General features: G+C 67.0%; 24 protein-coding genes. 9 read left to right on the top strand and 15 right to left on the bottom strand.

The genetic code is table 11. The features are described from left to right. Positions 1-49 precede the first annotated feature (49 nt). From ACZ5CM_RS14170 to ACZ5CM_RS14200, 7 genes are all read right to left on the bottom strand, one after another. Positions 50-1225 carry an acetyl-CoA C-acyltransferase gene (locus tag ACZ5CM_RS14170; RefSeq protein WP_464639541.1) on the bottom strand — a complete coding sequence of 392 codons (1176 nt, stop codon included), beginning with the start codon at positions 1223-1225 and terminating at the stop codon, positions 50-52. Next, entirely contained in the window at positions 1225-3318 is a 2094-nt protein-coding gene (locus ACZ5CM_RS14175; RefSeq protein WP_464639543.1) for an FAD-dependent oxidoreductase, read from the bottom strand. The genes ACZ5CM_RS14170 and ACZ5CM_RS14175 overlap by 1 nt, the downstream gene beginning before the upstream one ends. A gap of 281 nt (positions 3319-3599) precedes the next feature. Continuing rightward, entirely contained in the window at positions 3600-4835 is a 1236-nt protein-coding gene (locus tag ACZ5CM_RS14180) for a Tm-1-like ATP-binding domain-containing protein (RefSeq protein WP_464639544.1), read from the bottom strand. 113 nt (positions 4836-4948) lie between these two features. Beyond that, the gene (locus ACZ5CM_RS14185) at positions 4949-6292 is read right to left on the bottom strand and encodes an aldehyde dehydrogenase family protein (RefSeq protein ID WP_464642626.1); all 1344 of its coding nucleotides are present in this window, start codon (positions 6290-6292) and stop codon (positions 4949-4951) included. A 5-nt stretch (positions 6293-6297) separates the two neighbouring features. Further along, a complete protein-coding gene (locus tag ACZ5CM_RS14190; RefSeq protein WP_464639546.1) occupies positions 6298-7917 on the bottom strand; it encodes a tripartite tricarboxylate transporter permease in 1620 nt (539 codons plus the stop codon). 114 nt (positions 7918-8031) lie between these two features. Next, positions 8032-8562: a tripartite tricarboxylate transporter TctB family protein gene (locus ACZ5CM_RS14195; protein ID WP_464639547.1), complete on the bottom strand. Its 531-nt coding sequence runs from the start codon at positions 8560-8562 to the stop codon at positions 8032-8034. Positions 8563-8639: 77 nt separating this feature from the next. Then, positions 8640-9584, bottom strand: coding sequence for a tripartite tricarboxylate transporter substrate binding protein (locus ACZ5CM_RS14200; RefSeq protein WP_464639548.1), 945 nt, complete (start codon positions 9582-9584; stop codon positions 8640-8642). Between the two features lie 169 nt (positions 9585-9753). Here ACZ5CM_RS14200 and ACZ5CM_RS14205 point away from each other — a divergent pair, with 169 nt between their 5' ends. From ACZ5CM_RS14205 to ACZ5CM_RS14215, 3 genes are read left to right on the top strand one after another with little or no spacing between them, the layout of a single operon-like run. Then, the gene (locus ACZ5CM_RS14205; RefSeq protein WP_464639550.1) at positions 9754-10533 is read left to right on the top strand and encodes an IclR family transcriptional regulator; all 780 of its coding nucleotides are present in this window, start codon (positions 9754-9756) and stop codon (positions 10531-10533) included. After that, the gene (locus ACZ5CM_RS14210; RefSeq protein WP_464639551.1) at positions 10530-11192 is read left to right on the top strand and encodes an HAD-IA family hydrolase; all 663 of its coding nucleotides are present in this window, start codon (positions 10530-10532) and stop codon (positions 11190-11192) included. Before ACZ5CM_RS14205 ends, ACZ5CM_RS14210 begins: the two co-directional genes overlap by 4 nt. Further along, complete coding sequence (locus ACZ5CM_RS14215) at positions 11189-12547, top strand: aminotransferase class III-fold pyridoxal phosphate-dependent enzyme (RefSeq protein WP_464639553.1); 1359 nt, start codon at positions 11189-11191, stop codon at positions 12545-12547. Before ACZ5CM_RS14210 ends, ACZ5CM_RS14215 begins: the two co-directional genes overlap by 4 nt. Before the next feature lie 93 nt (positions 12548-12640). Here ACZ5CM_RS14215 and ACZ5CM_RS14220 read toward each other — a convergent pair whose 3' ends face one another. The 3 genes from ACZ5CM_RS14220 to ACZ5CM_RS14230 all read right to left on the bottom strand — a co-directional run bounded on the left by ACZ5CM_RS14220 (position 12641) and on the right by ACZ5CM_RS14230 (position 15607). Beyond that, positions 12641-12955 carry a 2Fe-2S iron-sulfur cluster-binding protein gene (locus ACZ5CM_RS14220; protein WP_464639555.1) on the bottom strand — a complete coding sequence of 105 codons (315 nt, stop codon included), beginning with the start codon at positions 12953-12955 and terminating at the stop codon, positions 12641-12643. 11 nt (positions 12956-12966) lie between these two features. Beyond that, entirely contained in the window at positions 12967-14256 is a 1290-nt protein-coding gene (locus ACZ5CM_RS14225; protein ID WP_464639557.1) for a type I glutamate--ammonia ligase, read from the bottom strand. A 91-nt stretch (positions 14257-14347) separates the two neighbouring features. Further along, a complete protein-coding gene (locus tag ACZ5CM_RS14230; RefSeq protein WP_464639559.1) occupies positions 14348-15607 on the bottom strand; it encodes a cytochrome P450 in 1260 nt (419 codons plus the stop codon). Between the two features lie 79 nt (positions 15608-15686). On the opposite strand from ACZ5CM_RS14230, the gene ACZ5CM_RS14235 reads away from it, so the two are divergent. Continuing rightward, positions 15687-16406: a type 1 glutamine amidotransferase gene (locus tag ACZ5CM_RS14235; protein WP_464639561.1), complete on the top strand. Its 720-nt coding sequence runs from the start codon at positions 15687-15689 to the stop codon at positions 16404-16406. Positions 16407-16428: 22 nt separating this feature from the next. Here ACZ5CM_RS14235 and ACZ5CM_RS14240 read toward each other — a convergent pair whose 3' ends face one another. Further along, positions 16429-17196 (bottom strand): HTD2 family dehydratase, encoded by a 768-nt coding sequence (locus ACZ5CM_RS14240; protein ID WP_464639563.1) that lies wholly within the window; start codon positions 17194-17196, stop codon positions 16429-16431. 84 nt (positions 17197-17280) lie between these two features. Here ACZ5CM_RS14240 and ACZ5CM_RS14245 point away from each other — a divergent pair, with 84 nt between their 5' ends. From ACZ5CM_RS14245 to ACZ5CM_RS14260, 4 genes are all read left to right on the top strand, one after another. Continuing rightward, positions 17281-17685, top strand: a complete 405-nt coding sequence (locus ACZ5CM_RS14245) for a VOC family protein (protein WP_464639564.1) — start codon at positions 17281-17283, stop codon at positions 17683-17685. Between the two features lie 72 nt (positions 17686-17757). Then, the gene (gene sseA, locus ACZ5CM_RS14250) at positions 17758-18612 is read left to right on the top strand and encodes a 3-mercaptopyruvate sulfurtransferase (protein ID WP_464639565.1); all 855 of its coding nucleotides are present in this window, start codon (positions 17758-17760) and stop codon (positions 18610-18612) included. Continuing rightward, positions 18612-19796: an amino acid aminotransferase gene (locus ACZ5CM_RS14255; RefSeq protein WP_464639566.1), complete on the top strand. Its 1185-nt coding sequence runs from the start codon at positions 18612-18614 to the stop codon at positions 19794-19796. Before sseA ends, ACZ5CM_RS14255 begins: the two co-directional genes overlap by 1 nt. Positions 19797-19998: 202 nt before the next feature. After that, positions 19999-20580, top strand: coding sequence for a hypothetical protein (locus ACZ5CM_RS14260; protein WP_464639567.1), 582 nt, complete (start codon positions 19999-20001; stop codon positions 20578-20580). 89 nt (positions 20581-20669) lie between these two features. On the opposite strand, the gene ACZ5CM_RS14265 is transcribed toward ACZ5CM_RS14260, so the two are convergent. Both ACZ5CM_RS14265 and ACZ5CM_RS14270 read right to left on the bottom strand, forming a co-directional pair. Then, positions 20670-21860 carry an ammonium transporter gene (locus ACZ5CM_RS14265; protein WP_464639568.1) on the bottom strand — a complete coding sequence of 397 codons (1191 nt, stop codon included), beginning with the start codon at positions 21858-21860 and terminating at the stop codon, positions 20670-20672. A gap of 34 nt (positions 21861-21894) precedes the next feature. Further along, positions 21895-22233, bottom strand: coding sequence for a P-II family nitrogen regulator (locus tag ACZ5CM_RS14270; RefSeq protein WP_464639569.1), 339 nt, complete (start codon positions 22231-22233; stop codon positions 21895-21897). A 265-nt stretch (positions 22234-22498) separates the two neighbouring features. Here ACZ5CM_RS14270 and ACZ5CM_RS14275 point away from each other — a divergent pair, with 265 nt between their 5' ends. Then, entirely contained in the window at positions 22499-24733 is a 2235-nt protein-coding gene (locus ACZ5CM_RS14275; RefSeq protein ID WP_464639571.1) for a transglycosylase domain-containing protein, read from the top strand. 3 nt (positions 24734-24736) lie between these two features. On the opposite strand, the gene ACZ5CM_RS14280 is transcribed toward ACZ5CM_RS14275, so the two are convergent. Together ACZ5CM_RS14280 and ACZ5CM_RS14285 are read right to left on the bottom strand one after the other, a co-directional pair. Then, positions 24737-25312 (bottom strand): MlaC/ttg2D family ABC transporter substrate-binding protein, encoded by a 576-nt coding sequence (locus ACZ5CM_RS14280; RefSeq protein WP_464639573.1) that lies wholly within the window; start codon positions 25310-25312, stop codon positions 24737-24739. 51 nt (positions 25313-25363) lie between these two features. Then, positions 25364-26197, bottom strand: a complete 834-nt coding sequence (locus tag ACZ5CM_RS14285) for an MlaA family lipoprotein (protein WP_464639574.1) — start codon at positions 26195-26197, stop codon at positions 25364-25366. Between the last annotated feature and the right edge of the window lie 161 nt (positions 26198-26358).

Raw genomic sequence — 26358 nt, forward strand, 5'->3', positions numbered from 1 at the left:
TCTCATGCCGCCCGGGCCGGCGACCGGCCCGGGGCGCGCCGCCCCCGCGTCAGAAGATCTCGAACAGCCCGGCCGCGCCCATGCCGCCGCCTATGCACATGGTCACCACGCCCAGCTTTGCCCCCCGGCGCCGGCCCTCCAGCAGCAGATGCCCCACCATCCGCGTCCCCGACATGCCGAAAGGGTGACCGATGGCGATCGAACCGCCGTTGACATTGTATTTCTCGGGATTGATGCCCAGCCGGTCGCGGCAATAGAGGCACTGGCTGGCGAAGGCCTCGTTCAGTTCCCACAGGTCGATGTCATCCACCTTCAGCCCGTGTCGCTCCAGCAGGCGCGGCACCGCGAAAACCGGGCCGATGCCCATCTCGTCCGGCTCGCAGCCGGCCACGGCGAAGCCGCGGAAGGCGCCCAGCGGTTCGAAATTGCGCCGCTCGGCCTCGGCCGCATCCATCACCACCACCGCGGCCGCTCCGTCGGAAAGCTGGCTGGCATTGCCGGCGGTGATGTAGTTGCCGGGGCCGCGCACCGGCTCAAGCGCCGCCAGCCCCTCGAGCGTGGTGTTCGGACGGTTGCACTCGTCCCGATCGACCGTCACCTCGCGGTGCGAGATCTCGCCGGTTTCGCGGTCCTTGACCGCCATGGTCGTCGTCATCGGCACGATTTCGTCGGCGAATTTGCCCGCCGCCTGGGCCGCGGCGATGCGCTGCTGGGATTGCAGCGCGTATTCGTCCTGGTATTCGCGGCTGACGCCGTAGCGTTCGGCCACGATGTCGGCGGTCTCGATCATCGCCATGTAGATCGCGGGCTTGTGCTCTTCGATCCAGGACTCCTTGACCACCTTCGTTTCCGGCTGCACGAGACTGATGCTCTCCACCCCGCCGGCGACCATGGGGCCCGCGCCCTCGGTGATGATGGCATTGGCGGCAAGCGCGACGCTTTGCAGCCCCGACGAGCAGAAGCGGTTGACGGTCATGCCGCTGGCGGTGACCGGCAGGCCGGCGCGAATGCCGATCTGGCGGGCGATGTTCTGGCCCGTGGCCCCCTCGGGGAAGCCGCAGCCGATCACCACGTCCTCGATCTCGGCCGGGTCGATGCCGGCGCGCTCCACCGCCGCGCGCACCATATGCCCGCCCATGCTGGCGCCGTGGGTGAGGTTGAACGATCCCCGAAAGGACTTGGCCAGCCCGGTGCGGGCGGTAGAGACGATGACAGCCTGTTTCATCACGAATTTTCCCTGTTGAGGTCGTCGAAGGTCCGTTCCTCGGCGACGAGTTGTTCAAGAAGTGGCGCGGGCTGCCAGAAGTATTCGTCTTCCTCGGCCCATTTGCGGATGTCGTCCAGCAGGGCGGGCAGGCCGGCCATGTCGGCCCATTTCATCGGCCCGCCGCGCCAGCGCGGGAAGCCGTAGCCGTAAAGCAGCGTCACATCCACATCCAGCGGGCGCCGCGCGATGCCCTCGCCCACCACCTTCGCCGCCTCGTTGACCATTGCCGCCATGTAGCGGCGCACGATCTCTTCATCGGTGAATTCGCGCGGGGTGATGCCCTGGGCGGCACGGTCGGCCTCGATCAGGGCCATCACCTCGGGGTTGGGCGTGCGGTTTTTCGGGCCCTGCGCATAGTCGTAATAGCCCTTGCCGGTCTTCTGGCCGAAATGGCCCGCCTCGCACAGCCTGTCGGCCCAGGTGAAATCGCGGGCGCGCGGGTCAATGCCTTCGGCGCGCTTGCGCTTGCGCACCGCCCAGCCGATATCGAGCCCCGCGAGATCCGCCACCGCATAGGGGCCCATGGCAAAGCCGAAATCCTCAAGCGCCCTGTCGATCTGCCAGGGCGTGGCCCCGTCCAGCACCATGTAGTCGGCGCAGGTGCGGTATTTCGCCAGGATCCGGTTGCCGATGAAGCCGTCGCAGACCCCGGCGCGCACGCAGACCTTGCCCAGCCGTTTGCCCAGAGCAAAGCCGGTGGCCACCACATCCGGCGCCGTTCTGTCCGCGACCACCACCTCCAGCAGCTTCATCACATGGGCGGGCGAGAAGAAATGCAGCCCGATCACGTCCTGCGGCCGCGCGGTCGCGGCGGCGATCTCGTCGATGTTCAGGTAGGAGGTATTGGTGGCCAGCACCGCGCCGGGCCGGCACACCGCATCGAGCTTGGCAAAGACCTGTTTCTTGACCTCCATGTCCTCGAACACCGCTTCGATCACCAGATCGGCCTGCGCGAGATCGTCATGGGAGGTGGTGAGCGTCAGCGCCCTCCCGGTCAGCTCGGCGAATTTCTCCTCGCTGATCTTGCCTCGCTTCACGGCGCCCTTGAGGTTGCCCTCGATGCGGCCCCGCGCGGCCTGAGCGGCCTCGTCGGTCATCTCGACCAGCGTCACCGACAGCCCCGCCAGCAGCGCCGCGGTGGCAATCCCCGCCCCCATGGTGCCGCCGCCGATGATGCCCACCGCCTGCAGCGCGCGCGGCTCCACCCCCTTCAGCTCGGGCAGCTTGGCCACGGCGCGCTCGGCAAAGAAGGCGTGGACCAGCCCCTCGCGCTGGTCGGAGTTCATCAGCTCGGTGAATAGCTCGCGCTCGCGCTTGAGCCCCTCGGCGAAGGGCAGCTCGCAGGCCGCCTGCACCGCCCGCGCCGCCCAGACCGGCGACATCTGCCCGCGCGCCCGCTTCTTCACCGCGGCGATGGCGGCCTCGAAGTCGATGGGTGCGGGCGCGGGCATCTCGCCCGTGGGTCGGCGCGTTGCCCCCTGTTCAAGCAGCTCGCGCGCATAAGCAAGGCCGATGTCGCGCGGTTCTCCCTCTTTGATACAGTCGAGGATCCCGGCCTCCAGCGCCTCTTGCGCGCCCACATGGCGGCCGGTGGTGATCATGTCGAGCGCCTTTTCCACCCCTGCAATCCGCGGCAGGCGCTGGGTGCCGCCGGCGCCGGGGAGGATGCCCAAATGCACCTCGGGCAGGCCAACCCGGGCCGAGGGCACCGCGATCCGGTAATGGGCGGACAGCGCCACCTCCAGCCCGCCGCCCAGCGCAGTGCCGTGAATGGCCGCCACCACCACCAGCGGCGAGGCTTCGATCCGGTTGCACAGATCCGGCAGCCAGGGCTCCAGCGGCGGCTTGCCGAATTCGCGGATGTCCGCCCCGGCCGGAAAGGTCCGCCCGAGCCCGTGGATCAGCACCGCCTTCGCGCCTTCGCGCTCGGCCCGTTCGATGCCGTCCCACAGCCCCCGGCGCACCGCCTGCCCCAGCGCGTTCACCGGCGGATTGTTCACCGCCAGCACCGCAATGTCGCCCTCGCGCGCGTATTCGACGGCCTCGCTCATGGTGGTCTTCCCTTCTCGTTCCCAGGCCCGCAGTGGGCAGGCCGAATGTTGCATCCGATAAACCGACCGATCGGTCGTTTATATACCCTGCCTATCGCAGGCGCCGCCGCAAGGCAAATCCCGGAGCTGACCCGCACCCCCTGCGATCCGCGAAGCGGAATATCGTTCCGCATCTGCAGGCGAAACTAGCCAGCGCGATTGCCCGCGGGCAAGACAAAATCGGTACCCGAGAGGCAGGCGCCGCCACGACGTTCCGTCACCTTCGCAGTTGCCGGTCGCGATCACCGGGCCTGAAGGATCCCCTCCCGCACCCAGCCGTCGAAGATCTCCAGCACCTTTTCGGCAAAACCCGCATCGTTGATATGGGCGTCCAGCTCAATCAGCGTCACGTTGTCGGGGCAGCGGGCACGGATCTCGTCGCAGAAGACGGCCAGCCCGGCGCCGTCATGCAGCGGCGCGCCTTCGCGATCCCATTCGTTGCACCCCCGCAGCGGCAGCAGCAGCGTCACCGGCGCCCGCGCCCCGGCCAGCTTTTCGCAGATGGCGCGGGCCACCTGGCGGCGCTCGGCCGCGTCCAGAACGGCCGAGGTCAGCAGGCGGTTGTGGGCGTGGGTCTCCTTGCCGGCAAGCGGGGCGGGCACCTGTTGCCAGCCGACGAAATCCACCAGATCATAGCAGCCCGGCGCCACCATCTGCGGGATGCCGGCGCGGCCGGCGTTGGTCATCCGGTCACCCCCGGCGGACAGCCCGCCGAACAGGTGGTTCGATACCTCCTGCGGGGCGAAGTCCATCACCGCCGCGAAGGCGCCCTCGGCGGCCAGCGCCTCGAAGGCCCGCCCGCCCATGCCGGTGGCGTGGAATACCGCCACCTCGAAGCCGCGTTTCTCCAGCGCCGGTTTCAGCGCCACCATGTAGCGCAGCACCGTCTTTCCGAAGGAGGTCATCCCGATGAGCGGCCGGTCGCGGCGCGGCGGCTCGACCGCGCGGGCCGCACCCAGCACCGCCCCCGCGGCCTGGGACAGCGACGCCTTGCAGATCGAATTCAGCCCGTAGAGCCCGCCCGCCCAGAGGATCATCTGCACATCCGCCGGCAACCGCTCGGGCGGCAGCAGCGGCGAAAAGGCAACCGTCGAGACGATGTATTTCGGCACCCCCAGCGGCAGCGCGCGGCACAGATCCAGCGCCAGATCGGTGCCCATGGTCCCGCCCAGCACGATCACCGCGTCGATGCGCCCCGCGCGGAAAAGCTCCAGCGCCTTCGCCGCCGATCCCCGCGCCATGATCTGCATGGCGGTGTTCTCGTCGCCCGCGGCAATCGCCTCGGGGATCGAGCTGCCGCCGGCCTCGGCCACCTCATGCTTGCAGATGTCGGTGGGCGCCGAAGGCTCACCCAGCACCGACACGTCCATGGTCAGCACGCGCCCCCCCTGCCCCCGGATCACGTCGCAGAGGTAGTTCAGTTCATCGTCCTTGGTGTCGTAGGTGCCCACGACGAGGATGGTCCTTTCGGTGGTCATGGAAATCTCCGGTTCAGAGCGTCATGGCGATGCAAGAGGGCATGGGCCCGCCCGTGGTGGGCGCATGCCCGGGACGCTGCGCGCCCCGGGCGGTGCGTATCCCGCATTCATCATCACAGCTGGATCCATGCGGTCTTGAGGTCCACATATTTGTCCAGCGCGTGCAGCGACTTGTCGTGCCCGTTGCCGGACTGGCCCACCCCGCCCAGCGGCACGGTGATGTCGGCCCCGCCATAGGTGTTCACATGCACCACGCCGGCGCGGATGCCCGCCACCATCCGGTGCGCGCGCGAAAGGTCCGAGGTCCACACCGCCGCCGCCAGCCCGTAATCGGTGCCATTGGCCAGGCGCAGGGCCTCCTCCTCGTCCTCGAAGGGGGTCACCGCCAGCACCGGGCCGAACACCTCGCGCCGGAACAGCGTCGCCTCGGGGCGCACGCCGGTGACGATGGTCGGCGCCATGTAGAAGCCCCCCGTCTCCTCCAGGATGCGCCTGCCGCCAGTGACGACCTGGCCGCCCTCGGCCGCCGCCTGCTCGACAAAGCGCAGGTTCTGCGCCAGCTGCGCCTCGGAGTTCACCGCCCCCACGTCGCTGCCCGGATCCAGCGGGTCGCCTACCCGCAGCGCCTCGGCCTCGGCCTTCAGCAGCGCCACGAAGTCGTCATGGATGGCCCGTTCCACCAGAAGCCGCGAGCCCGCCACGCAGACCTGTCCCGAATTGCGGAAGATCCCCCTGGCCGACACCTTCGCCGCCTGCGCGAGGTCGGGCGCATCGGCAAAGACGATATTGGGCGACTTGCCGCCAAGCTCCAGATAGACGCGCTTGAGGTTCGAGGCCGCCGCGGCCTCCAGCAGCCGCCGCCCGGTCGCGCCCGAGCCGGTGAAGGCCAGCACATCCACCCCCATCGACGCGGCCAGCGCCGCGCCGGTTTCCGCCCCCGGCCCGGTGACCACGTTCAGCACCCCCGGCGGAAGACCGGCATCGAGGCAGATCTGCGCCAGCCGCAAAAGCGTCAGCGAGGCGCTCTCGGCCGGCTTGAGCACCACCGAATTGCCCATCGCCAGCGCCGGGGCGATCTTCCACGCCCCGATCATCAGCGGGAAGTTCCACGGCACGATGGCGCCCACCACGCCGACCGGCACCCGGTGGACCAGCCCCAGAACGTCGGGTGCGGTGGGGGCGACCTCGCCCGGCACCTTGTCGATGGCCTCGGCATAATAGCGGAAGGTGGCGGCGGCGCTGCCCGGCTCGGCCTTGAAGGCCATGGCGAATTCGGTGCCGTTGTCGCGGATGCCCAGAACCGCCAGCTCCAGTGCCTCGGCCTCGATCCGCGCGGCGATGGCGTGCAGAACCTTCTTGCGCGCCGCCGGCGGCAGGCGCGACCAGCGACCGTCCTCGAACGCCGCCCGGGCCGAGGCCACCGCACGCTCCACATCCCCGGCGGTGGCCCGTTCGATGGTGGTCAGTAAAGACCCGTCGATTGGCGAGACAGTTTCGACCGGCGCGCCCGAACCACCTTGCCACGTTCCTTCAACAAGAATTTTCTGCGCCGCGACAGGCGCGCGCCGAAGCTGGTCGATCTGTGCCTGGATTTCCATTCGGCCTCCCTGAGCGATTTGCGGTCCTGCAGCACATGGCGCAGATGGACCGCCAGAACGATGATGATAACAACGAAGAGGATGAAGGCGATGGGCCGGTCGATGAAGTCCCACGGCGTCTTCACCCGGGCCATGGCGGCGCGCAACTTCACCTCCATGATCCCGCCCAGAACCATGCCGAGGATGATCGGCACGATCGGCAGCGACAGGCGCTTGAGGACGAAGCCGAGCACCCCGAAGCCCGCGGCCATCACCGCATCGGTAACCGAGTTGCGCAAGCTGTAGACGCCCACGAAGCTGAGCGTCAGCACGCAGACCCCGAGAAAGCGGTTGGGGATCTTCACCACCTTGACCAGCAGCCCCGTCGCCGACAGCAGGAAGATCATCACCAGCACGTTCAGGATCAGCAGCGCCAGATAAAGCGCGACGACGAAATCCATCCGGTTCTGGAACAGCCCCGGCCCCGGCACCACGTTGTGGACGTAGAAGACGCTGAGCATCATCGCGGTGAGCGCCTCGCCGGGGATACCCAGCGCCAGAAGCGGCACCATCGCCGCCGCCGGAACGGCATTGTTCGAAGTCTCGGCCGCGATCAGCCCCTCGGAGGCGCCGTTGCCGAAATCCTGCGGCCGCCTGCTGGTGCGCTGGGCATAGGTGTAGGACATGAACTGCGCGGTGAACTCGCCGACCCCGGGGATCATGCCCATCACCACCCCGAAGGAGGCCGAGACGCTGGCCACCCGCGGATGCCGGGCCAGTTCGCGCAGGCCCTGCAACAGCGGGCCGCGCAGGCGCGGCTGGCGGATCTTCTCGTCGTCGCCGGTCAGCAGCACGAAGGCCTGGCTGATGGCGAAAAGCCCCAGAACCACGACGATCAGGTTGATCCCGCCCTGAAGGAAGGGCTGATCGAAGGTGTAGCGCTGGGTGTATTTGACCGGCTCCATCCCGATGGTCTGCAGCCAGATGCCGAAGCCCGCGAGCGCCCCGGCGATCAGCGCCTGGCCGCGATGGGCGACGATCACCAGAACGATGCCCAGAAGCGCGGCCAGGAAGATCTCGCGGCTGCCGAACATCGGCGCCACCTTCGCCAGCACCGGGGCGAACAGGATCAGACAGATGACCGAGAAGATGCCGCCGAAGAAGGACGACGAATAGGCCAGCGACAGCGCCCGGCGCGGCTCGCCCCGGGCGGTCATGGGATAGCCGTCATAGGTGGTCAGCGCGTTGACCGCTGTGCCCGGCGTGTTGATCAGGATGGCCGGTATCGCCCCGCCATACATGGAGCTGCCATAGATCCCCAGCAGCACCGTCAGCCCCACAATCGGGTCCATGGAAAAGGTGGCCGGCAGCAGGATGGCGATGGCCACCGCCGGGCCGACGCCGGGAATGGCCCCGATCAGCACCCCGCCGATCGAGCCCACCAGCAGCGCCAGCGCCACGTCCCAGCGCATCAGGATGCCGAGGGAGGAAAGAAACACGTCCATCAGCGGTCGGTGCCTACGGTCATCGCGGGTGCGGGCAAGGGCTTCGGAAACCGTTGCCAGGTTTTTCCAGAAATCCCTGGCCCCGCCGGAAAGGCCGTCGCCATGCCCACCTCCTCAGAAGTACAGGATGAACAGGCTGCGCAGCCCGCCCGGCAGGTATTCGTAGATCATGGCACCGGGAATCCTCACGCCGAGAAAGCCCTTGAACAGCACCACCACACCCACCGCAAAGCCCAGGCTGACGGCCATCATGGGCCGGCTTCGATAGCCCATTCGCCAGCTCAGCGCCGGCACGAACACCAGCGTCACCGGCAGATAGCCCAGCACCGGCACCAGCAGGACATAGGCCATGAACCAGCCCGCAAATTCCAGCGCCGAGGCCCATTTTCGCACCTCGCGCCAGTCGCGGCGCGTCACTTGCCGCCACGGCAGCCGGTGAAGATGCAATGCGCCCAGCAGCGTCATGGCGCCAAGCCCGATCGCGGGCCAGAACCGCGGCTGCGCCACCAGCCGGGTCTTTTCCACCCATACCGTCTGATCCCGGATCAGCAGAAGCAGAAGGGCCGAGAAGACGAAAAAGGCAAAGGCAAAGACCAGCTGACCGCGCCTGGGGCCGACGAAACGGCGTTCTCTTTCGGTAGCCATCCTGGGGAACTCTTGTGCCGGGGGCTGGAAACGGGCCGGTTGCCCGGCACCGGCCCGCCCGTTCGGTTACGCCTGCATCACTTCAGGATTTCCGCGATGCGGGCCACCGTCTCTATATCCTTGGCGATCCGCGCCGCGCTTTCCTCGGGACCCTGCCAGTAGACCAACGCCCCGGTCTGCCGGGCCACGTCCTGGGCGCGCTCGCTCATCACCGTTTTCCTGGCCACGGCGATGATCTTTTCACGCACCTCGGCCGGGGTTTCCTTGCGCACGAACAGACCATTCCACAGGGCGATGTTCAAGCTCGGGTCCAGCTCGCCGATGGTGGGCGCATCGGGCACCAGAGGAATGCGCGAATCGGTGATCGCCACCAGCACCTTCACCTTGTCCAGGCAGGGCAGGATCAGCTGCAGGGTGGTGTTGATCACGTCCGCATCGCCCGAAGCCAGCGTGTTGCAGTCGAGCGCATCGAATGCGGCATCCGAGCCCCACTCGAATCCCGCATTCCTGGCATAGGCCTTGGTCACCTTGGTCGGCGTCAGAACATCGCCGAAATGCCCCAGCGTCACGTCGTTCGAGCGAGCATACTCCGCCAACTCCTGCATCGTCGAATAGGGCGCATCGGCCGAGGTGGCGATGACGAAGGGATAGGTGAGGAAAATGCCCAGCGGGTCGAACTTCGCGGGCGTCAGCGGCGGGATGTCGATCTGGTGGCCCAGAACCGGCACGCCGATCACGAAAGAGCCGATCGTGTAGCCGTCGGCCGGCGCATTCGCCACCTCGATGGCGCCGGGGAACGGGCCACCGCCGCCGCCGGGCTTGTTCACCACTGCCGCCGCGACGCCGTATTCCTTCTGGAAGTCCTCGGCGATCATCCGGGTCAGCACGTCCTCAAGATCCCCCGGCGGCCAGGGCACGATGAAGTTGACCGGCTTCTCGGGATATTCGGCAAGCGCCGAACCCGCCGCAAGGGCAACCGCCACGGACGCCACCGCGCCCTGAATGAAAGTGGTGAGTTTCATCGTCTCCTCCCGATCAGATTGGTTCATTATTCAAACCGTTGGTTTGAAAATAGATTGACAGCCTCCCCCTCGCTCTGTCAACACATTTGCATTGGCGCCGGGCCGGAAATGCGGCCCGGGAAACGGGCGGGGCGGCCTGCGAGAACCGGAGAAGCGACAGGACGAAGCGATGGGAACCGTCACCAAGGCATTGTCTTTGCTGACCCATTTCAGCCAGAGCCGCAGCGAGGTGGGCCTGAGCGATCTCACGCGCCTGTCGGGGATGAACAAGGCCACCGTCTACCGGCTGATGGGCGAATTGCAGCGGGCGGGATTCGTCGAACAGGTCGGCCCCGACCGCGCCTATCGGCTGGGCCCCGAGGTGCTGCGCCTTGCCGCGCTGCGCGAGGCGGCGGTGCCGCTGATGTCGGTATCGCGCGAGATCCTCGACCGGCTCAGCTCCGCAACCGGGGAAACCGCGCACATGTCGCTGGTGCGGGGGACCAGCCTGAAAACGCTCGGCCATGCCTACAGCCCCCGCCATGCCACCCGCGTGATGATGGACGATGCCGAAACCCTGTCCTTTCACGGGACGAGTTCGGGGCTGGCGATCCTGGCCTTCGCCGACGAATCCTTCGTCGATGCCGCCCTTTCCCGGCCCCTCATCGCCCATACTGCGCAGACCGAAACCGATCCCGACCGGATCCGCACGCGGCTGGAACGTATCCGCGCCGAGGGTCTCGCGGAAACGGTGGGCACCTTCGAAACGGACGTTCACTCGCACGCCGCGCCGATCTTCGGACCCGACTGCCGCCCCGTGGGGGCAATCGCGGTGGCCGCCCCGGTCGCGCGCATGACCCCGGCCCTGAAATCCCTGATCCGCACCGAACTGCGCCGCGGCGCCTGCGATCTGACCCGGCGCACCGGAGGGTTCTGCCCGCCCGGATACCCGGTGGAGGATGCGGCATGACCCGTGCTCTCATCCTCGATTTCGGCGGCGTCGTGACGCGGACGCTGTTCGAAACCCACGACCTGACCGAACGGGCGCTGGGCCTGGCGCCGGGCACGTTGACATGGCGCGGCCCGTTCGATCCCGACAGCGATCCCCTGTGGCAGGACATGCAGGCCGGCCGCATCAGCGAACGCGACTACTGGCACCGGCGCACGCGCGAGGTGGCAGAGCTGGCCAGGCGCGACTGGCGGCAGATGTCCGATTTCGTCCGCGCCGCCCGCGGCGCCGACCCGCAGGCCGTCATCCGGCCCGAATTCCTTGCCGCCATGGCGCGGGCGCGGGCGGCCGGGGTGCAGCTGGCGATCCTGTCGAACGAGCTCGACCTGTTCTATGGCGCCGATTTCCGCGACCGGCTGCCCTTTCTCGCGGATTTCAACGCGATCGTGGATGCCACCCATACCGGCATCCTCAAGCCCGACCCGCGCGCCTATCGCGCCTGCCTCGACGCGCTGGGGGTGGCGGCGCGGGATTGCGTGTTCGTGGACGACCAGCCCCGTAATGTGGCTGGCGCCCGTGCCGTCGGGCTGGCTGCGGTGCAGTTCGACGTCGCCGATCCGGCGGCAGGCTATGACAGGGCCCTGCGGATGCTGGGCGTGAGAGAGGAGATCAGGACATGAAGGATTCGAACTTCCTGAAGGAGAACAACGCCCGCTCGCTGTGGCACCCGATGGCGCATCCCGCCGACTGCCGCGCCAATCCGCCGATCATCGTCAGCGGCGCAGGCGGCGTACGCATCCGCGACGTGGACGGGCACGAGGTGGTCGACGGCGTGGGCGGGCTGTGGAACGTCAATCTCGGCTTTTCCTGCCAGCCGGTGAAGGAGGCCATTGCCGCGCAGCTCGACCGCCTGCCCTATTATTCCATCTTCCGCGGCACCACCACCGACGTGGTGATCGAGCTGGCCGAGGAGCTGCGCGACTTCTTCGCCCCCGACGGGCTGAGCCGGTCCTTCTTCACCTCGGGCGGGTCGGACAGCGTGGACACGGCGCTGATGCTGGCCCGGCAGTATCACAAGATCCGGGGCAAGGCCGGGCGGGTGAAGTTCCTGAGCCTCAAGAAGGGCTATCACGGCACCCATTTCGGCGGCGCCTCGGTCAACGGCAACGCCAATTTCCGCACCGCTTACGAACCGCTGCTGGCCGGCTGCCACCACATTCCCGCCCCCTATGCCTACCGCAACCCGTTCGACGAGACCGACCCCGAGCGGCTGGCGCAGCTGTGCCTGTCCGCCCTGGAGGACGAGATCGCCTTTCAGGGCGAAGGCACCATTGCGGCGATGATCATGGAGCCGATCCTGGGCGCCGGCGGGGTGATCGTGCCCCATGAAAGCTTCATGCCCGGGGTGCGCGAGATCTGCGACCGCCACGGCATCCTGCTTATCGCCGACGAGGTGATCACCGCCTTCGGCCGCACCGGGGACTGGACCGGCTCGCGCCACTGGGGGGTGAAGCCGGACCTGATGACGACCGCCAAGGCGATCACCAACGGCTATTTCCCGTTCGGTGCGGTGATGGTGTCGGACGCGGTTGCCGAGGTGTTCGAGGGCGACGAATCCGGTCGCGCGGCGATCGGCCACGGCTACACCTATTCCGGGCATCCGGTGGGGGCGGCGGCGGCGCTGGCCTGCCTGACGGAAACGAAGCGCCTGGACGTGGCCGCGAATGCAGCGGCACGCGGCACGCAGCTGTTCGAGGGCTGTCTGGAATTGCAGGAGAAATACGAGATCATCGGCGACGTGCGCGGCGGTCACGGGCTGATGACCGGACTGGAACTGGTCAGCGACCGCGCCACCAGGGCGCCCATCGACAAGGAGACGATCGCGAAGGTGCACGCGGAAACCTATCGCGCCGGTGCCATGGTGCGCATGTCCGGGGCGAACATCCTGATGTCGCCGCCGCTGGTGCTGTCGGCGGAGGAAGCCGATATCATCCTGTCGGCGCTGGAGGCGGGTTTTGCGTCGGTCGCGGGGTGAGGCGGCGGGGTGCGGAGGGGCTCTGCCCCTCTGCGCGCCTGCGGCGCGCATTCACCCCGGAGTATTTTCGGCAAGAGGAAAGAGTGGAGCGCGCTATTCCTCGGGCACGATCAGGACCAGGCCGTCGAGTTCCGGCGCGGCGGTGAGCTGGCAGCTGAGCCGGCTGGCGGGCTGACGCGGGGCGGCGGTGATGTCGAGCATGGCGTCCTCCATCTCGCCCGGCGTGCCGGTGGCCTCGCGCCAGGCCTCGTCCACGACCACGTGACAGGTGGCGCAGCTCAGGCAGCCGCCGCATTCGCCGATGACGCCGGGGACGTTGTTGGCCAGAGCAGCTTCCATCAGGGTCTGCCCGTGGGCCACTTCGGCGGTGATTTCGGTGCCGTCGGGAAGTTTCCAGGTGACCTTCATGTGCGCATTCCTCAGATGAAGTAGATGTAGAAGTCGCGCAGCGCATCGCCTTCGAGGTCGCGGGTCTTGCGCACCTCCTTGCGTTTCATGAAGACGTGGTTGGCGACCAGTTCCTCGCCCACCGCCTCTACCAGCGCCACGTCGCGTTCGAGGTCGGCAATGGCGCCGGCGAGGTTGTCGGCGGTGCTTTCGCGCGCGTCGGTGCGCTCGAACCCGTCACCGGTTTCCATGGGCGGCAGGTCGTAGCCGTTCTCGACCCCCAGCCGCGCTGCGTGCAGCACCGCGGCCACGGCCGTGTAGGGATTGGCCGAGGCGTCCGCCATGCGGTGTTCGAGGCGCGCCTTGGCTCCGCCTTCGGCGCTGATTCGGGTGGTGACATTGCGGTGGTCCCCGCCCCAGTTGCGCCAGTAGCCCGACAGCGAACCCGGTTGCAGGCGCATGTAGGAGTTGGCCGTCGGCGCGATCAGTCCGGCCAGCCCCTTGTGGTGGTGGATGAGCCCGGCGAGGCATCCGCGCGCCAGATCGTTCATGTGCTCGGGGCCGCCCTTCGGCCCCGAGCTGAGCGCGTTGCCTCCGGTTTCGTCGGCAAAGGAGAAGTTGATGTGCATTCCCGACCCGCCCGCCGCCGGGATCGGCTTGGGCATGAAGGTCAGCACGATTCCGTATTCCAGCGCGATTTCCCGCGCCATCAGGCGGAACAGCACGATGTCGTCCACCGCCTTGACCGCATCGTCGAAGGTCAGGGTGTATTCGAATTGCGGGCTGTCGTATTCCGCCGTGATCATGTCGAGCGAGAATCCCAGCCGCTCGGCCATCTGCCAGATCCGGTCGTTGAAGCGCAGCGGGTCGGAATAGGGGCCGGTGCCGTAGACCACTCCGCCCGGGGCGTCATAGGGCACCAGCTCGCCCTTCTCGTCGGCCTGCAGGGCGAAGGCCTCCAGTTCGATCCCCACCTTGGGCGTCAGCCCCTTTTCGACCCAGGCCGCCACCGCCCGCTTGAGCGCCCCGCGCGGGCACAGCGGCAGCGGCCGGCCGGCATCGTCGTAGAGATCGCCCAGCACCACGCGGGTGGAGGCATCCCAGCTTTCGCGGATGTCGTCATGCAGCCAGCGCAGCTCCATGTCCGGAAGGCCCGCATAGGTCATGGCGCCGGGGGCATTCAGCAGGTCCTTGTCGTAATGCACGCCGAAGGTCGAGCGGCAGAACCGCGTGCTGTCGTCGCCGATCTTGGAATGCGGCAGGTATTTGCCCCGCATGATCGACAGGTGATCGCAGAACAGAACGCGCAGGCGGTCCTTCATCCGGCATCTCCTCCCCTCGGCCGCACCCCGCCAGCCCGGGACGGGTCGGCCATTTTCAGCATGTTTTCCGGCAATGAAACAGCCCCCGCCTTCAGGCCGGCGTCACCGTGACCGGGAGCTCCTTGATCCCCCCCACGAAGTTCGAGCGCAGGAAGCGGTGCGGGCCGGCCGGTTCGATGGCGCGGATGCGCCGGGCGAGTTCCTCGAACAGCACCCGCACCTCCAGCCGCGCCAGCCACATGCCCAGGCAGACATGCGGCCCGCCCTGCCCGAAGGACAGGTGCCGGTTCGGGCTGCGGAACAGATCGACCCGGAAGGGGTCGTCGAACACCGTCTCGTCGCGATTGGCCGAGGCGAACCAGTAGAGCACCTTGTCCCCGGCGCGGATGGTCCTGCCGTGCATCTCGAAGTCGCGGGTGGCGGTGCGGCGGAAGTAGAGCGCCGGCGTCGCCCAGCGGATGATCTCGTCCGGCGCGGTCTTCCAGATGTCGCCGCCCTCCTTCATCTGCTCCAGCAGTTCCGGCTGGTGACACATGGCCTGGATACCCGCGGCAATGGAATAGCGCGTGGTGTCGTTGCCCGCGGCCACCACCAGGCAGAAGAAGTTGCGAAACTCGGTTTCGGAGATGACCGAGCCATCATCTGCCGGCTCGCGAATCAGGTGCAGGACGCCCGAGGTGTCGCCCTCGCGCTCCTTGCGGGCCATCAGCTCCTGCGCGTATTCGTAGAGCTCCGCCCCCGCGGGCGAGTTGAAGGGCAGCATCCGGTATTCGTCCGTCTCCATCCGGTCGAGGACGTGTTCGGTGAAATCGGGGTCGGTGTTGGCAATCAGCGCGTCGCCCTTTTCCACCAGCCAGGGCAGATCCTCTTCCGGCAGGCCAACCACCCGGCCCAGCATCCGCATGGGCAGCTGCCGGGCGATTTCCTTCGTGGCGTCGAAGGTTCCCTTCTCAAGCGCCCGGTCGAGGATGTCGTGGCACAGCTCGCGGATGTCGTCCTCGTATTTCGCCATCACCGGCTTGGCGAAGGCGCGGGCAAGCTTCATCCGCATCTTCGTGTGCTCCGGCGGGTCGGTTTCCTGAAAGGTGCGCCGGGCGAGGTATTCCTCTTCGGTCTGATCCTCCATGCGGATGCCGCGGGCCGACGAGAAGACCTCGGTATTGCGGATCATCTCGACAATGTCGGCATGGCGCGTGACCGACCAGAAATTCCGCCCGCCCGGATATTCGGTCCAGTGCAGCGGATCCTCGCGCCGCAGCCGGGCGAAGGTGTTGTGCGGCGGACCGTTCACGAAGCTGTCATGGCTGCTCAGATCGGCATGGCCGTCATCGGCCGGCTCCCAGACCGTCATCTTCTGCTTTCCCTCCCGTTAACATGTGTATATTATAAGCAGCACTAAATATGTAAATAAAAAACTTCCCGGGACTCTCATGCAGCTGGCCATCCTGATGACGAACACGGACGAAAGCGATTTTGCCCGGAACCACCCGAAGGACGGAGAGAAGTTCTCGGCCATGATCCGCAGCGTGCGACCGGGGTGGAGGACGACCGTCTTTGCCGTCAAGGACGGGGCGTTTCCGCGCGCCATGGCCGGTTTCGACGGCGCCATCATAACCGGCAGCCCCGCTTCGGTGAACGAAGCCGCGCCGTGGATCGGTCGGCTGTTCGAGCTGATCCGCGAGATGCACGCCGCCCGGCTGCCCGTGTTCGGGGCATGTTTCGGGCACCAGGCCATCGCCGTTGCGCTGGGTGGCAGGGTCGGCCCCAACCCGGGGGGCTGGGTGCATGGGCGGATCCGCAACCGGATCCTGTTCCGCACCGGCTGGATGGAGGCCCTTCCCGACCCGCTGCACCTCTATGGCAGCCACAAGGAGCAGGTCGCGGTCCCGCCCGGGCAAGCCGCGCTTCTCATGCAGTCCGAAAGGTGCGAGGTGGCGGCAATGGCGATCGGCAGGCACATCTACACCATCCAGCACCACCCGGAGATGAGCCCCGCCTTCATCGCCGCCCTGACCGAGGAAATGGCCGCCGATCTCGGCCCCGAGATCACCCGCAGGGCGCGGGCCTCGCTGCGCGCGGGGCCGGCCGATGCGGCGCCCTTCGCCGAAAGCATCGCCCGCTTCTTCGAGCAGGCCCGCACGGGGCCATGAACGGGGCCGCAGGCGGCCTGATCTACCGCAGCTCCGCCCGGGCGCGCATGCACAGCCGCCCGTCCGGCCCGCGCACCCACAGCTCATCGCCCTTCAGGCACAGCTCGGCCGTCTCGAAATGCATGAGCGGCGCCGTGGCCCGGAACGAGAAGGCGGCAAGCGGGCCGATCTCTTCCTCGGCCATCAGCATCAGCCGCTGCGCCAGAAGCGGGCCATGCACCACCAGCCCCTCATAGCCCTCGACCCGGCGGGCATAGTCCTGATCGTAATGAATGCGGTGCCCGTTGAAGGTCAGCGCCGAATAGCGAAACAGCAGCGTCGTGTCATGGCCGACCCGCTGGCATAGGCTCTCGCCCGTCGAGGCGGCGGGCGGGGCCGGCCGGGGCGTCTGCGGGTCGGGATCGGGGCGATAGACCAGATCCTGCCACTCGGTCACGCACAGCCGCCCGCGCTGGAAGATCTCGTGGCGCAGGGTGACGAAGGCCAAGGGGCCCGAGCGGCCCTGCTTGCGCTCGGCCCGTTCGAGGCGGGTGATCCGCTCGGCCCGCGTGCCGGCCAGAAGCGGCGCGTCGAAGCGCAGCCGCCCCCCCGCCCACATCCGCCGCGGCAGCCCCATGTCGGGGATGATCCCGCCGCCGGTCTTCGGATGACCGTCCCGGCCCAGCCCTGCGGGCGGGACCGGCGTCCAGAAATGGACCTGGTGGAAGAACGGGGGCAGCGGCGTGCCGGCGGCAATCGTCGGCGTCAGCCCCAGTGCCACCTGAAGCGCCGCCGCGCGGGCCGGGTCCATAGCGTCGCTTTGACTCTCGGAAGGTCTGTGCGCAATCTGCATGGGCCGCAGGCTAACCCGCGTGAAGCGAGAGGACAATCGCCCATGCCCCCCGCCGTCAACGCGCTGGACCATCTCGTTCTGACCGTGGCCGACATGGACGCCACCGCCGCCTTCTATGGCCGCGTTCTCGGCATGAAGGCCGAAACCTTCACCGCGGCCGACGGCTCGACCCGCCACGCGCTGACATTCGGGCGCCAGAAGATCAACCTGCACCCGGCCCGGGCGCCTTTCGCGCCGCACGCCGCCCGACCGCTGCCCGGCACCGCCGATCTGTGCCTGCTCTCCGATGATCCGGTCGAGGACTGGCAGGCCCGCCTTGCCGGGCTTGGCATCGAGATCGAGGAAGGCCCGGTCATCCGCACCGGCGCCACCGGGCCGATCCTCTCGCTCTATGTCCGCGACCCCGACGGCAACCTGATCGAGATCGCAACGCCGGCGGCGTCCTGATAGCGGCTCCGGCTTGCGACTTCGCCCGGCAAAGGCTAGGCATGGCCGGAAACGGACGCAGGGAAAGCGGCGATGCAGGACGATCCGAAAACTCTGGTTTCAACCGAATGGCTGGCGCGGCACCTCAAGGATCCCGATCTGAGGATTCTCGACGGATCGTGGTACCTGCCGCAGAGCGGGCGCGATGCCAGGGCGGAATACGAGGCCGCCCATATTCCCGGCGCGCGCTTCTTCGACATCGACGAGATCGCCGATCACCGCTCGGACCTGCCGCACATGGCACCGCCGCCTGAGAAATTCATGTCCCGCCTGCGGGCGATGGGGGTCGGCGACGGCCATCAGGTGGTGGTCTATGACGGGGCGGGGATCTGCTCGGCCCCGCGGGTGTGGTGGCTGTTCCGCCTGATGGGGCAGGAGAACGTGGCGGTCCTCGACGGCGGCCTGCCAAAATGGCAGGCCGAGGGGCGCGAGGTCGAGGACCTGCCCCCCGTGATCCGCGACCGGCACATGACGGTGCGAGTGCAGAACCACCTGCGGCGCGACGTGACCCAGGTGTCCTCGGCCTCGAAGCTGGGCGACCACGAGATCATCGACGCCCGTTCGCGCGGCCGCTTTCGCGGCGAAGAGCCCGAACCGCGCGAGGGCCTGCGCGGCGGACATATTCCGGGTTCGAAGAACCTGCCCTTCACCGAGCTGCTGAACGCCGACGGCACCATGAAATCGCCCGAGCAATGCCGCGCCCTGTTCGAGGCCGCCGGCGTGGACCTCTCGAAACCGGCGATCACCACCTGCGGCTCGGGCGTGACGGCGGCGGTGCTGTCGCTGGCGCTCGAACGCATGGGCAAGAAAGATCATGCGCTCTATGACGGCTCCTGGGCCGAATGGGGCGCTTTCCCGACCCTTCCTGTCGCCACCGGAGACGACTGATGTTCGAAAACCTGCATGATCAGCCCGCCGACAAGATCCTGATGCTGATGAAGATGTTCGCCGACGATCCGCGCGCGGAGAAGATCGACCTCGGCGTCGGCGTTTACCGGAATGCCGAGGGCGTGACCCCGGTCATGCGCGCCATCAAGGCGGCGGAAAGGCGGCTGTGGGAAGAGGAAACCACCAAGGCCTATACCGGGCTGGCCGGGGACCCCGCCTTTGCCGACGCCATGATCGGACTGGTCCTCGGCGATGCGGTGCCGCGCGCCAACGTCGCCGCCGCCGCCACGCCGGGCGGCACCGGCGCCATCCGTCAGGCGTTCGAACTGATCCGCATGGCCGCCCCCTCGGCCCGCATCCGGGTCTCGGATCCGACCTGGCCCAACCACCTGTCGATCCTGAAATATCTCGGGATCGAAACCGTGCCCTACCGCTATTTCGACAATGACACCCGCGGCGTCGATTTCGCCGGCATGATGGAAGATCTGGGCCGCGCCGATGCCGGAGACGTGGTGCTGCTGCATGGCTGCTGCCACAACCCCACCGGCGCCAATCTGAACATGGTTCAGTGGCAGGAGGTGATCGACCTCATCAACGAACGCGGCCTCGTGCCGATGATCGACATCGCCTACCAGGGGTTCGGAGACGGGCTGGAGGAAGATGCCGCCGCCACCCGGCTGGTGGCGTCCTCGGTTCCCGAATGCCTGATCGCGGCCAGCTGCTCCAAGAATTTCGGCATCTACCGCGAACGCACCGGCATCCTGATGGCGGTGGCGCAGGACGCCTCGCGCCAGGCGATCAACCAGGGCACGCTGGCCTTCCTCAACCGACAGAACTATTCTTTCCCGCCCGATCACGGCGCCCGCCTGGTGACGATGATCCTGAACGATGCTGAACTGCGTACCGACTGGATGGCCGAGCTGGAACAGATGCGCACCGGCATGCTGGCCATTCGCCGGCAACTGGCGGACGAGCTGCAGCGGCTGACCGGGTCGGACCGCTTCGGCTTTCTTGCCCAGCACCGGGGCATGTTCTCGCGCCTCGGCACCACCCCCGAGATGGTCGAGAAGCTGCGCACCGATTATGGCATCTACATGGTCGGCGACAGCCGGCTGAACATCGCCGGGCTGAACGAAAGCTCGGTCCCGGTTCTGGCGAAGGCGATCGTGGACGCGGGGATCTGAGCCGGCGGATCGGGCTGGGCCGGACCGGCGCCCGAAAGGCGGTCGGCCCGGCTGTCCCGTAGGCCCCCGGCGAGAACACGTTTTTTGTTGCGGGAAAAATTCATGTTATCCTTCCCGGCGCAGGCACCGGGAAAGCGGTGCTGCGCGCCCGCCCTGTGACCGGCGGCGGTCGTTTCTTTTAATATTTCGGAAGGAAAATATCATGAAGTTCTTGTCCGTTATCGGTGCCGCGGCCGGGTTTCTTGCCGCATCCACGACCCTTGCCCCGGCCCAGGACACGACCGCCCTGATCGCCGAGATCGAGGCTGCAACCGCCAGGTACCGCGATGTCGACACCGCTCTGGCCGAAGGGTTCATCCCCGATCCCAGCGGCAAATGCGTGACCGCCGCAGAGGAAGGCCTGCCGCCGGAATGGGGCAGCATGGGCATTCACTACCTCAATCCGGCAAGGCTCAAGCTTGCGCCTCCGGGCGGCAAGGTGGACGGCGCCGGAACGCATACCGATTTCATGGCCCCCGCAATCCTGCTCTACGAACCGCAGGCTGATGGCTCGATGCTGCTGGTCGGAGTGGAAAACCTGGTGTTTCAGGCCGCGTGGAAGGCGGCGGGAAACTCGGCTCCGCCGGAGTTTGCCGGCAGGACCTGGGACAGCATGGCGGACGACGCGAATACCGAAGCCGACGAGGCGCATGGTTTCATGCCGCACTATGACCAGCATGTCTGGCTGCGGGACAATCCCGCAGGTCAACTGATGCCGTTCAATCCGAACGTTGCCTGCCCGTAGGCACAGGCCTCACCGCACCGGCACGCACCAGACCAGACGAACCGGGGCCGCATGCGCGGCCCCGGCATTCTTAACTGCCCCTGTTCGGCTCAGTAGTGATAGGCGCTCTCGCCATGCTCGGCCAGGTCCAGCCCCTCGCGCTCGGTTTCCTCGTCCACCCGCAGGCCGACGATCAGATCGACCAGCTTGAACAGAATGGCCGAGCCGATGCCGCTCCACAGGATCGTCACGATGACACCCTTGATCTGGACCCAGACCTGCATCGCCATGGTGACGCCATCGCCGAAGCCGATGCCGCCCAGCGCCGAGGAGGTGAAGATGCCGGTGCCGATGGCGCCCACCGGACCGACCGAACCGGCGGCCGGGGTCACGGCCACGAGGCCCGCGATCATGCCCGAGGCCGCACCCAGCATCGACGCCTTGCCGCGAACCAGCCCTTCGATCAGCGACCACGAAAGGATCGCACCGGCAGTGGCGGTGAAGGTATTGATCATCGCCAGTCCGGCGCCGCCGTTGGCCTCGAGGTTCGAACCGGCGTTGAAGCCGAACCAGCCGACCCACAGAAGCGCCGCACCGACCAGCGTCAGGGTCATGGAATGCGGCGCCATCATGTCCTTGCCATAGCCCACGCGCTTGCCCAGCATGACCGCGCCGACCAGCGCCGCGATACCGGCATTGATGTGCACCACGGTGCCTCCGGCAAAGTCCAGCGCGCCCCAGCCGAGGATCAGCCCGCCCTCGCCCCAGACCATGTGGGCGATCGGGAAATAGATGAAGGTCACCCACAGCGCCGTGAACAGCAGCACCGCGCGGAACTTCATCCGCTCGACGAAGGCGCCGATCACCAGCGCCGGCGTGATCGCGGCAAAGGTCATCTGGAAGGCGATGAACACGAATTCCGGGATCACCACCCCGTCGGTAAAGGTCGCGGCCATGCTGTCCATGGTCACGCCGGCCAGGAACAGCTTGTCCAGCCCGCCCCAGAAGGTGCCGGCGCCACCGAAGGCGAAGGAATAGCCCCAGAACACCCAGATCACCATCACCAGCGCGGTGATCAGCGTGCACTGCATCAGCACCGACAGCATGTTCTTGGCCCGCACCAGCCCGCCATAGAACAGCGCCAGCCCCGGCAGGATCATCATCAGAACCAGCAGCGTGGACACCATCATCCAGGCGACATCGCCCTTGTCCATGACATCGCCGCCCTCCTGCGCGAGGGCCGGTAGGGCAAAGGCCGTCAGCGCGGCGGCCAGCCCGGAAGTTTTCAGCAGATTTCTCATTTTTCCTCTTTCTCCAAAGCAGCAACCGCGCCTGTCAGAGCGCGTTCTCGTCGGTTTCGCCGGTGCGCACGCGCATGGCCTTTTCCACGTCCAGGACGAAGATCTTTCCATCGCCGATCTTGCCGGTGCGGGCGGTGGTCACGATCTTGTCCACGACCGCGTCGGCCTCGGCCGCGGAGACGACGATCTCCAGCTTGACCTTGGGTACGAAGTTCACCGCGTATTCCGCGCCGCGATAGATTTCGGTATGTCCGGACTGCGCCCCGAACCCCTTGATTTCCGTCACCATCATGCCGCGCACGCCGATTTCGGTCAGAGCCTCGCGGACCTCGTCGAGCTTGAACGGCTTGATTGTCGCAATGATGAGTTTCACGTCTGTCCCCTTCACTCGGCGGGAAGTCCCGCGTTACAGGCACAGCCCTACGCCGCACCACGCCGCAGGAAGAAGCGGCCCGACGCCCGCAGATCAGAGGGCGCGGGCCAATGCGCACAATTTTTGCGCATTTTCGTCATTATGATTAAATTTTAGTCATTCACGAATCGGAAACGAATCGCGCCACCGTGAGCGGAAGGGCTCTAAACATTCCCCACCCAAGCCTGTAATCTGCGCGCAACAATAATTGGCGGCAGGACATGGCATGGCTGGGTCGAGACGGAAGAAACCTCCTCTCGTGGCGGAAAAGCGGTATTCGACCGGGTCGAGAAGAAAGCCGGCCCCCGCGCGGCGGTCGTCGCCCCCCCGCAAGAACAAGGCCGCCGGCAAGTCGCGCCGCAGATCGACCGCCCGCCGGAGCGCACGAGGCCGCCGGGGTGGCGGCGGGCTGTCGGGCATGCTCGCACGCGCCGTGCGCTGGCTGATCGGGGGCATCTTCGCCCTTCTGTGGCGCATCACCTGGCGGGTCGGACTTGTCACCGCAATCCTCATCGCCATCGCGGTGACCTACCAGTATGGCACCCTGCCGCCGGCCAGGGATCTGCTGGACGGGCGCGCGCGCGGATCGGTGACGCTGCTGGATCGGAACGGCCAGGTCTTTGCCTGGCGGGGCGAGCAGTTCGGCGGCGTGATCACGGCGGATACCGTTTCGCCCTATCTTCGCGACGCGATCGTGGCCACCGAGGACAAACGTTTCTATCGCCATTTCGGCGTCGATCCCATCGGTATCGCCAGCGCCATCCGTATCAACCTGTCGGAGGGGCGCGGCCCGCTTTCGGGAAATGGCGGGTCGACCATCACCCAGCAGACGGCCAAGCTGCTGTGTCTCGGCACGCCCTACGATCCGACCTCGGGGCAGAGCGAAAGGGAATACGAGGCGCAGTGCCGGCAGACGACCCTGTGGCGCAAGGTCAAGGAAGCCATCTACGCGATGGCGATGGAGGCGAAATACAGCAAGGACGAAATCCTGACCATCTACATGAACCGCGCCTTCCTCGGCGCCGGGGCAAGGGGTTTCGAGGCCGCCTCGCAGCGCTATTTCGGGAAATCGGCCGCCGAGCTGACCCCGGCCGAGGCGGCCATGCTGGCCGGGCTGCTGAAGGCGCCGACGCGCTATTCGCCGACCAACGACCTCAAGCGCGCGCAGAACCGCGCCCGCGTCATCATCGACCTGATGGAGAGCCAGGGCTATCTCACCGCGGCCCAGGCGCAGGAGGCGCGCGACAATCCCGCCCGGCTGTCAGATGCCGCCGCTGCACGGGCGGGGGGCTATTTCGCCGACTGGGTGATGGGAGAGATCCCGAAATATTTCGGCGCCAACACCACCGAGGACGTGGTGATCCGCACCACGCTGGATCAGGACATCCAGGCGGCTGCCGAAGAGGCGCTGAAACTGGTCTTCCAGGAAAGGGTGGCAGACGATTCCGAGGCGCAGGCGGCAATCGTCGTGATGTCGGCCGACGGCGCCGTGCGGGCGATGGTGGGCGGGCGCAAGACGCGGGTTGCAGGCGTGTTCAACCGCGCCACCCAGGCCCGACGCCAGACCGGATCTTCGTTCAAGCCCTTCGTCTATGCCACCGCGCTCGACCTTGGCTGGTCGCCGCTGGACACGGTCCTGGATGCACCCTACTGCGAAGACATTCCCGGCTCGGGGCAGTGGTGCCCGAAGAACTACACCGGCAAGCACTACGGCGAAGTCACCTTTGCCCGGGCGTTGCGCGATTCGCTCAACGTGCCAGCGGTCAAGGTGGCCGAGATGGTCGGGCTCGACAATGTGCGCAAGGTGGCCGGCGGCTTCGGCCTCGAAGGCAATCTCGCGCTCGGGCCGGCGCTTGCCCTTGGCGCGTCCGAGGCAACGCTGATCGAGATGACCGGCGCCTATGCGGGGATCCTGAACGGCGGTTCATCGGTTCGCCCCTACGGAATGGTCGAACTGCGCCTGCAAGGCGACGACAGGCCCCTGATGGACCAGACCGGCGGCATCGGCGAGCGCGTGATCCGCCCCGAGGCCGCCCGGCAGCTGATCTGGATGATGGAAAAGGTCGTGCAGGAAGGCAGCGGCCGCCGGGCGCAACTTCCGGGGCGCGAGGTGGCGGGCAAGACCGGCACGACCCAGGCCGCGCGCGATGCGTGGTTCATCGGGTTCACTGCCGATTACGTGGCCGGCGTCTGGATGGGGTATGACGACAACAGGCCGCTGAAAGGCGTCACCGGCGGCGGCCTGCCGGCGGAAATCTGGCGCGAGATGATGCTGCGCGTGCTGGACGGAGCCCCCCCCAGGCCGCTGCCCAAGCAGGAACCGATTCCGCCGACCCGGACGACCGAGACCACCGCCGCGGCCGGCGCCACGGGCGGCGGGCTGGGTCGGGTCGTGGACCAGATCCTGCGGGACATTTTCGGCGGCGGCGGCAACGGCGATCGCGCGGCCCGCAACCGCTGAGCCTCAGCCGGCGCGTTTCAGGTCGGCGATGACCTTGTCGATATCGCCGCGGCGGCGGTCGATCATGGCGCCGATCTCGGTGCGCTCGGTCAGCAGCAGGTTCACCCCTTCTATGAACATGTTGAAGAACTTGTCGCGGCCCGACTTGTCCGACACCAGGAAGGAAACCTCGAACGGGGCTTCGCCGCGCAGATAGACCATCGAGCGCACCTCGTAGCCGGCCCGGATCTTGCGCGCCTTCGTCACCTCGACCCTGCCGCCGATGAACTCGCGAAACCGCCTGCCGTATTTTCGCGAGATATACCCCTGGAACGCGGCGGTGAAGGCGCGCAGCTGCGCCGGGCTGATCCGCCGGGCGTCCACACCCAGCACGTAGCGCGCCATGATCGGAACGTCGGCGTAACGCACGAAGATCTTCTCGAACTCCTTGAGCATCGCGGATTCGGATTTGCCCGAGGCGATGACCCGGTTGATATCGGCCACCACCGCCTCGACCAGCGCGCGCGCCGCGGCCTCGGTCAGCGCCAGAACCCGCCCCGGCAGGACCGAAAGCCCCGCCGCCGCGGATGCCGCTGCCATGAAGAACCGTCTGGAGATCCGGGGTGCTGCCATCGTCTTCCTTGCCTTTCGCTACTCTGCGTAGGGATCCAGGGACAGGTCGGTGTATGGATCCAGAGAGGATGCCGTCCCGCCCTCCGTGGCGGTCGCGGAATAGGGATCCTCGTAGATATCCACATAGGAGCCGCCCGCCCCTCCCGCCAGTTCGAAACGGCGGTTCTGCAGATAGATGGTGCGCGCCTGCGCATAGCTGTCCGCGCTGCCGTAGAGAATCGAATCCACCGTGTCCGAATAGCGGCCACGCTGCCCCATGTATCTGAGCACCTGGGTTATGACCCCGATATTCTTGACCGGGCGCTGCGGCGCGAAGGTCAGCGGATTGGTGAGGAGATCCGCGATGACCCCGATCGAATCCCGCACCGTGGACGGGCCGTAGAAGGGAAGTTCCACGTAAGGCCCCTCGCCGACCCCCCAGGTGTAGAGCGTTGCCCCGAAATCGGTATCGACATGCTCGATCCCGAATTCGGTGGCAGGATCGGCCAGGCCGGCAAACCCGACGGTGGAGTTGATGACGAAGCGCAGCGCCGCCTTGCCCGCGCGGTCGAGATTGCCCTGGGCCAGCGAATTCACGAACACAGAGGGCATGGTCAGGTTGTCGGCAAAATAGTTCACGCTGTCCAGCATCGGGGCGGGGATGATGGTGGTATAGCCCTTGGATGCGGGGCGGAAGACGGCCTCGTCGAAGCGGCGGTTGAATTCGTGGATCTTCCGGTTCGTCCGCTCATAGGGATCGTAGATCCCGCCGGCCGCCCCCTCGCCGGGATTTGCCGTCGCGCAGCCGGAAAGAACGCCGGCCATCAGGGCCACACCGGCAAAAAACCGCAGAGACTTTCCGGCTCGCATCATGTCGGCTGTCCGAAAAACAATTCCTGCTTCACCATTGAAGGGGTCACCTATACAAAGATTTGGCGGATCAAAGATGGTCGGTTCTCACATATTGCATATGTGACAGTTTTGGAACAGTGACCGGCCGGCAATGGCGCATTCCTGCGCAACCCGGCCGAGGC

The sequence above is a fragment of the Piezobacter thermophilus genome, assembly GCF_055386745.1.

Bases quoted from the DNA above. Each gene is read 5' to 3' on its own strand.
- ACZ5CM_RS14170 (WP_464639541.1), bottom strand. From the start codon at position 1,225: ATGAAACAGGCTGTCATCGTCTCTACCGCCCGCACCGGGCTGGCCAAG.
- ACZ5CM_RS14175 (WP_464639543.1), bottom strand. From the start codon at position 3,318: ATGAGCGAGGCCGTCGAATACGCGCGCGAGGGCGACATTGCGGTGCTG.
- ACZ5CM_RS14180 (WP_464639544.1), bottom strand. From the start codon at position 4,835: ATGACCACCGAAAGGACCATCCTCGTCGTGGGCACCTACGACACCAAG.
- ACZ5CM_RS14190 (WP_464639546.1), bottom strand. From the start codon at position 7,917: ATGGACGTGTTTCTTTCCTCCCTCGGCATCCTGATGCGCTGGGACGTG.
- ACZ5CM_RS14195 (WP_464639547.1), bottom strand. From the start codon at position 8,562: ATGGCTACCGAAAGAGAACGCCGTTTCGTCGGCCCCAGGCGCGGTCAG.
- ACZ5CM_RS14200 (WP_464639548.1), bottom strand. From the start codon at position 9,584: ATGAAACTCACCACTTTCATTCAGGGCGCGGTGGCGTCCGTGGCGGTT.
- ACZ5CM_RS14205 (WP_464639550.1), top strand. From the start codon at position 9,754: ATGGGAACCGTCACCAAGGCATTGTCTTTGCTGACCCATTTCAGCCAG.
- ACZ5CM_RS14210 (WP_464639551.1), top strand. From the start codon at position 10,530: ATGACCCGTGCTCTCATCCTCGATTTCGGCGGCGTCGTGACGCGGACG.
- ACZ5CM_RS14215 (WP_464639553.1), top strand. From the start codon at position 11,189: ATGAAGGATTCGAACTTCCTGAAGGAGAACAACGCCCGCTCGCTGTGG.
- ACZ5CM_RS14220 (WP_464639555.1), bottom strand. From the start codon at position 12,955: ATGAAGGTCACCTGGAAACTTCCCGACGGCACCGAAATCACCGCCGAA.
- ACZ5CM_RS14225 (WP_464639557.1), bottom strand. From the start codon at position 14,256: ATGAAGGACCGCCTGCGCGTTCTGTTCTGCGATCACCTGTCGATCATG.
- ACZ5CM_RS14230 (WP_464639559.1), bottom strand. From the start codon at position 15,607: ATGACGGTCTGGGAGCCGGCCGATGACGGCCATGCCGATCTGAGCAGC.
- ACZ5CM_RS14235 (WP_464639561.1), top strand. From the start codon at position 15,687: ATGCAGCTGGCCATCCTGATGACGAACACGGACGAAAGCGATTTTGCC.
- ACZ5CM_RS14240 (WP_464639563.1), bottom strand. From the start codon at position 17,196: ATGGACCCGGCCCGCGCGGCGGCGCTTCAGGTGGCACTGGGGCTGACG.
- ACZ5CM_RS14245 (WP_464639564.1), top strand. From the start codon at position 17,281: ATGCCCCCCGCCGTCAACGCGCTGGACCATCTCGTTCTGACCGTGGCC.
- sseA (WP_464639565.1), top strand. From the start codon at position 17,758: ATGCAGGACGATCCGAAAACTCTGGTTTCAACCGAATGGCTGGCGCGG.
- ACZ5CM_RS14255 (WP_464639566.1), top strand. From the start codon at position 18,612: ATGTTCGAAAACCTGCATGATCAGCCCGCCGACAAGATCCTGATGCTG.
- ACZ5CM_RS14260 (WP_464639567.1), top strand. From the start codon at position 19,999: ATGAAGTTCTTGTCCGTTATCGGTGCCGCGGCCGGGTTTCTTGCCGCA.
- ACZ5CM_RS14265 (WP_464639568.1), bottom strand. From the start codon at position 21,860: ATGAGAAATCTGCTGAAAACTTCCGGGCTGGCCGCCGCGCTGACGGCC.
- ACZ5CM_RS14275 (WP_464639571.1), top strand. From the start codon at position 22,499: ATGGCTGGGTCGAGACGGAAGAAACCTCCTCTCGTGGCGGAAAAGCGG.
- ACZ5CM_RS14280 (WP_464639573.1), bottom strand. From the start codon at position 25,312: ATGGCAGCGGCATCCGCGGCGGCGGGGCTTTCGGTCCTGCCGGGGCGG.
- ACZ5CM_RS14285 (WP_464639574.1), bottom strand. From the start codon at position 26,197: ATGATGCGAGCCGGAAAGTCTCTGCGGTTTTTTGCCGGTGTGGCCCTG.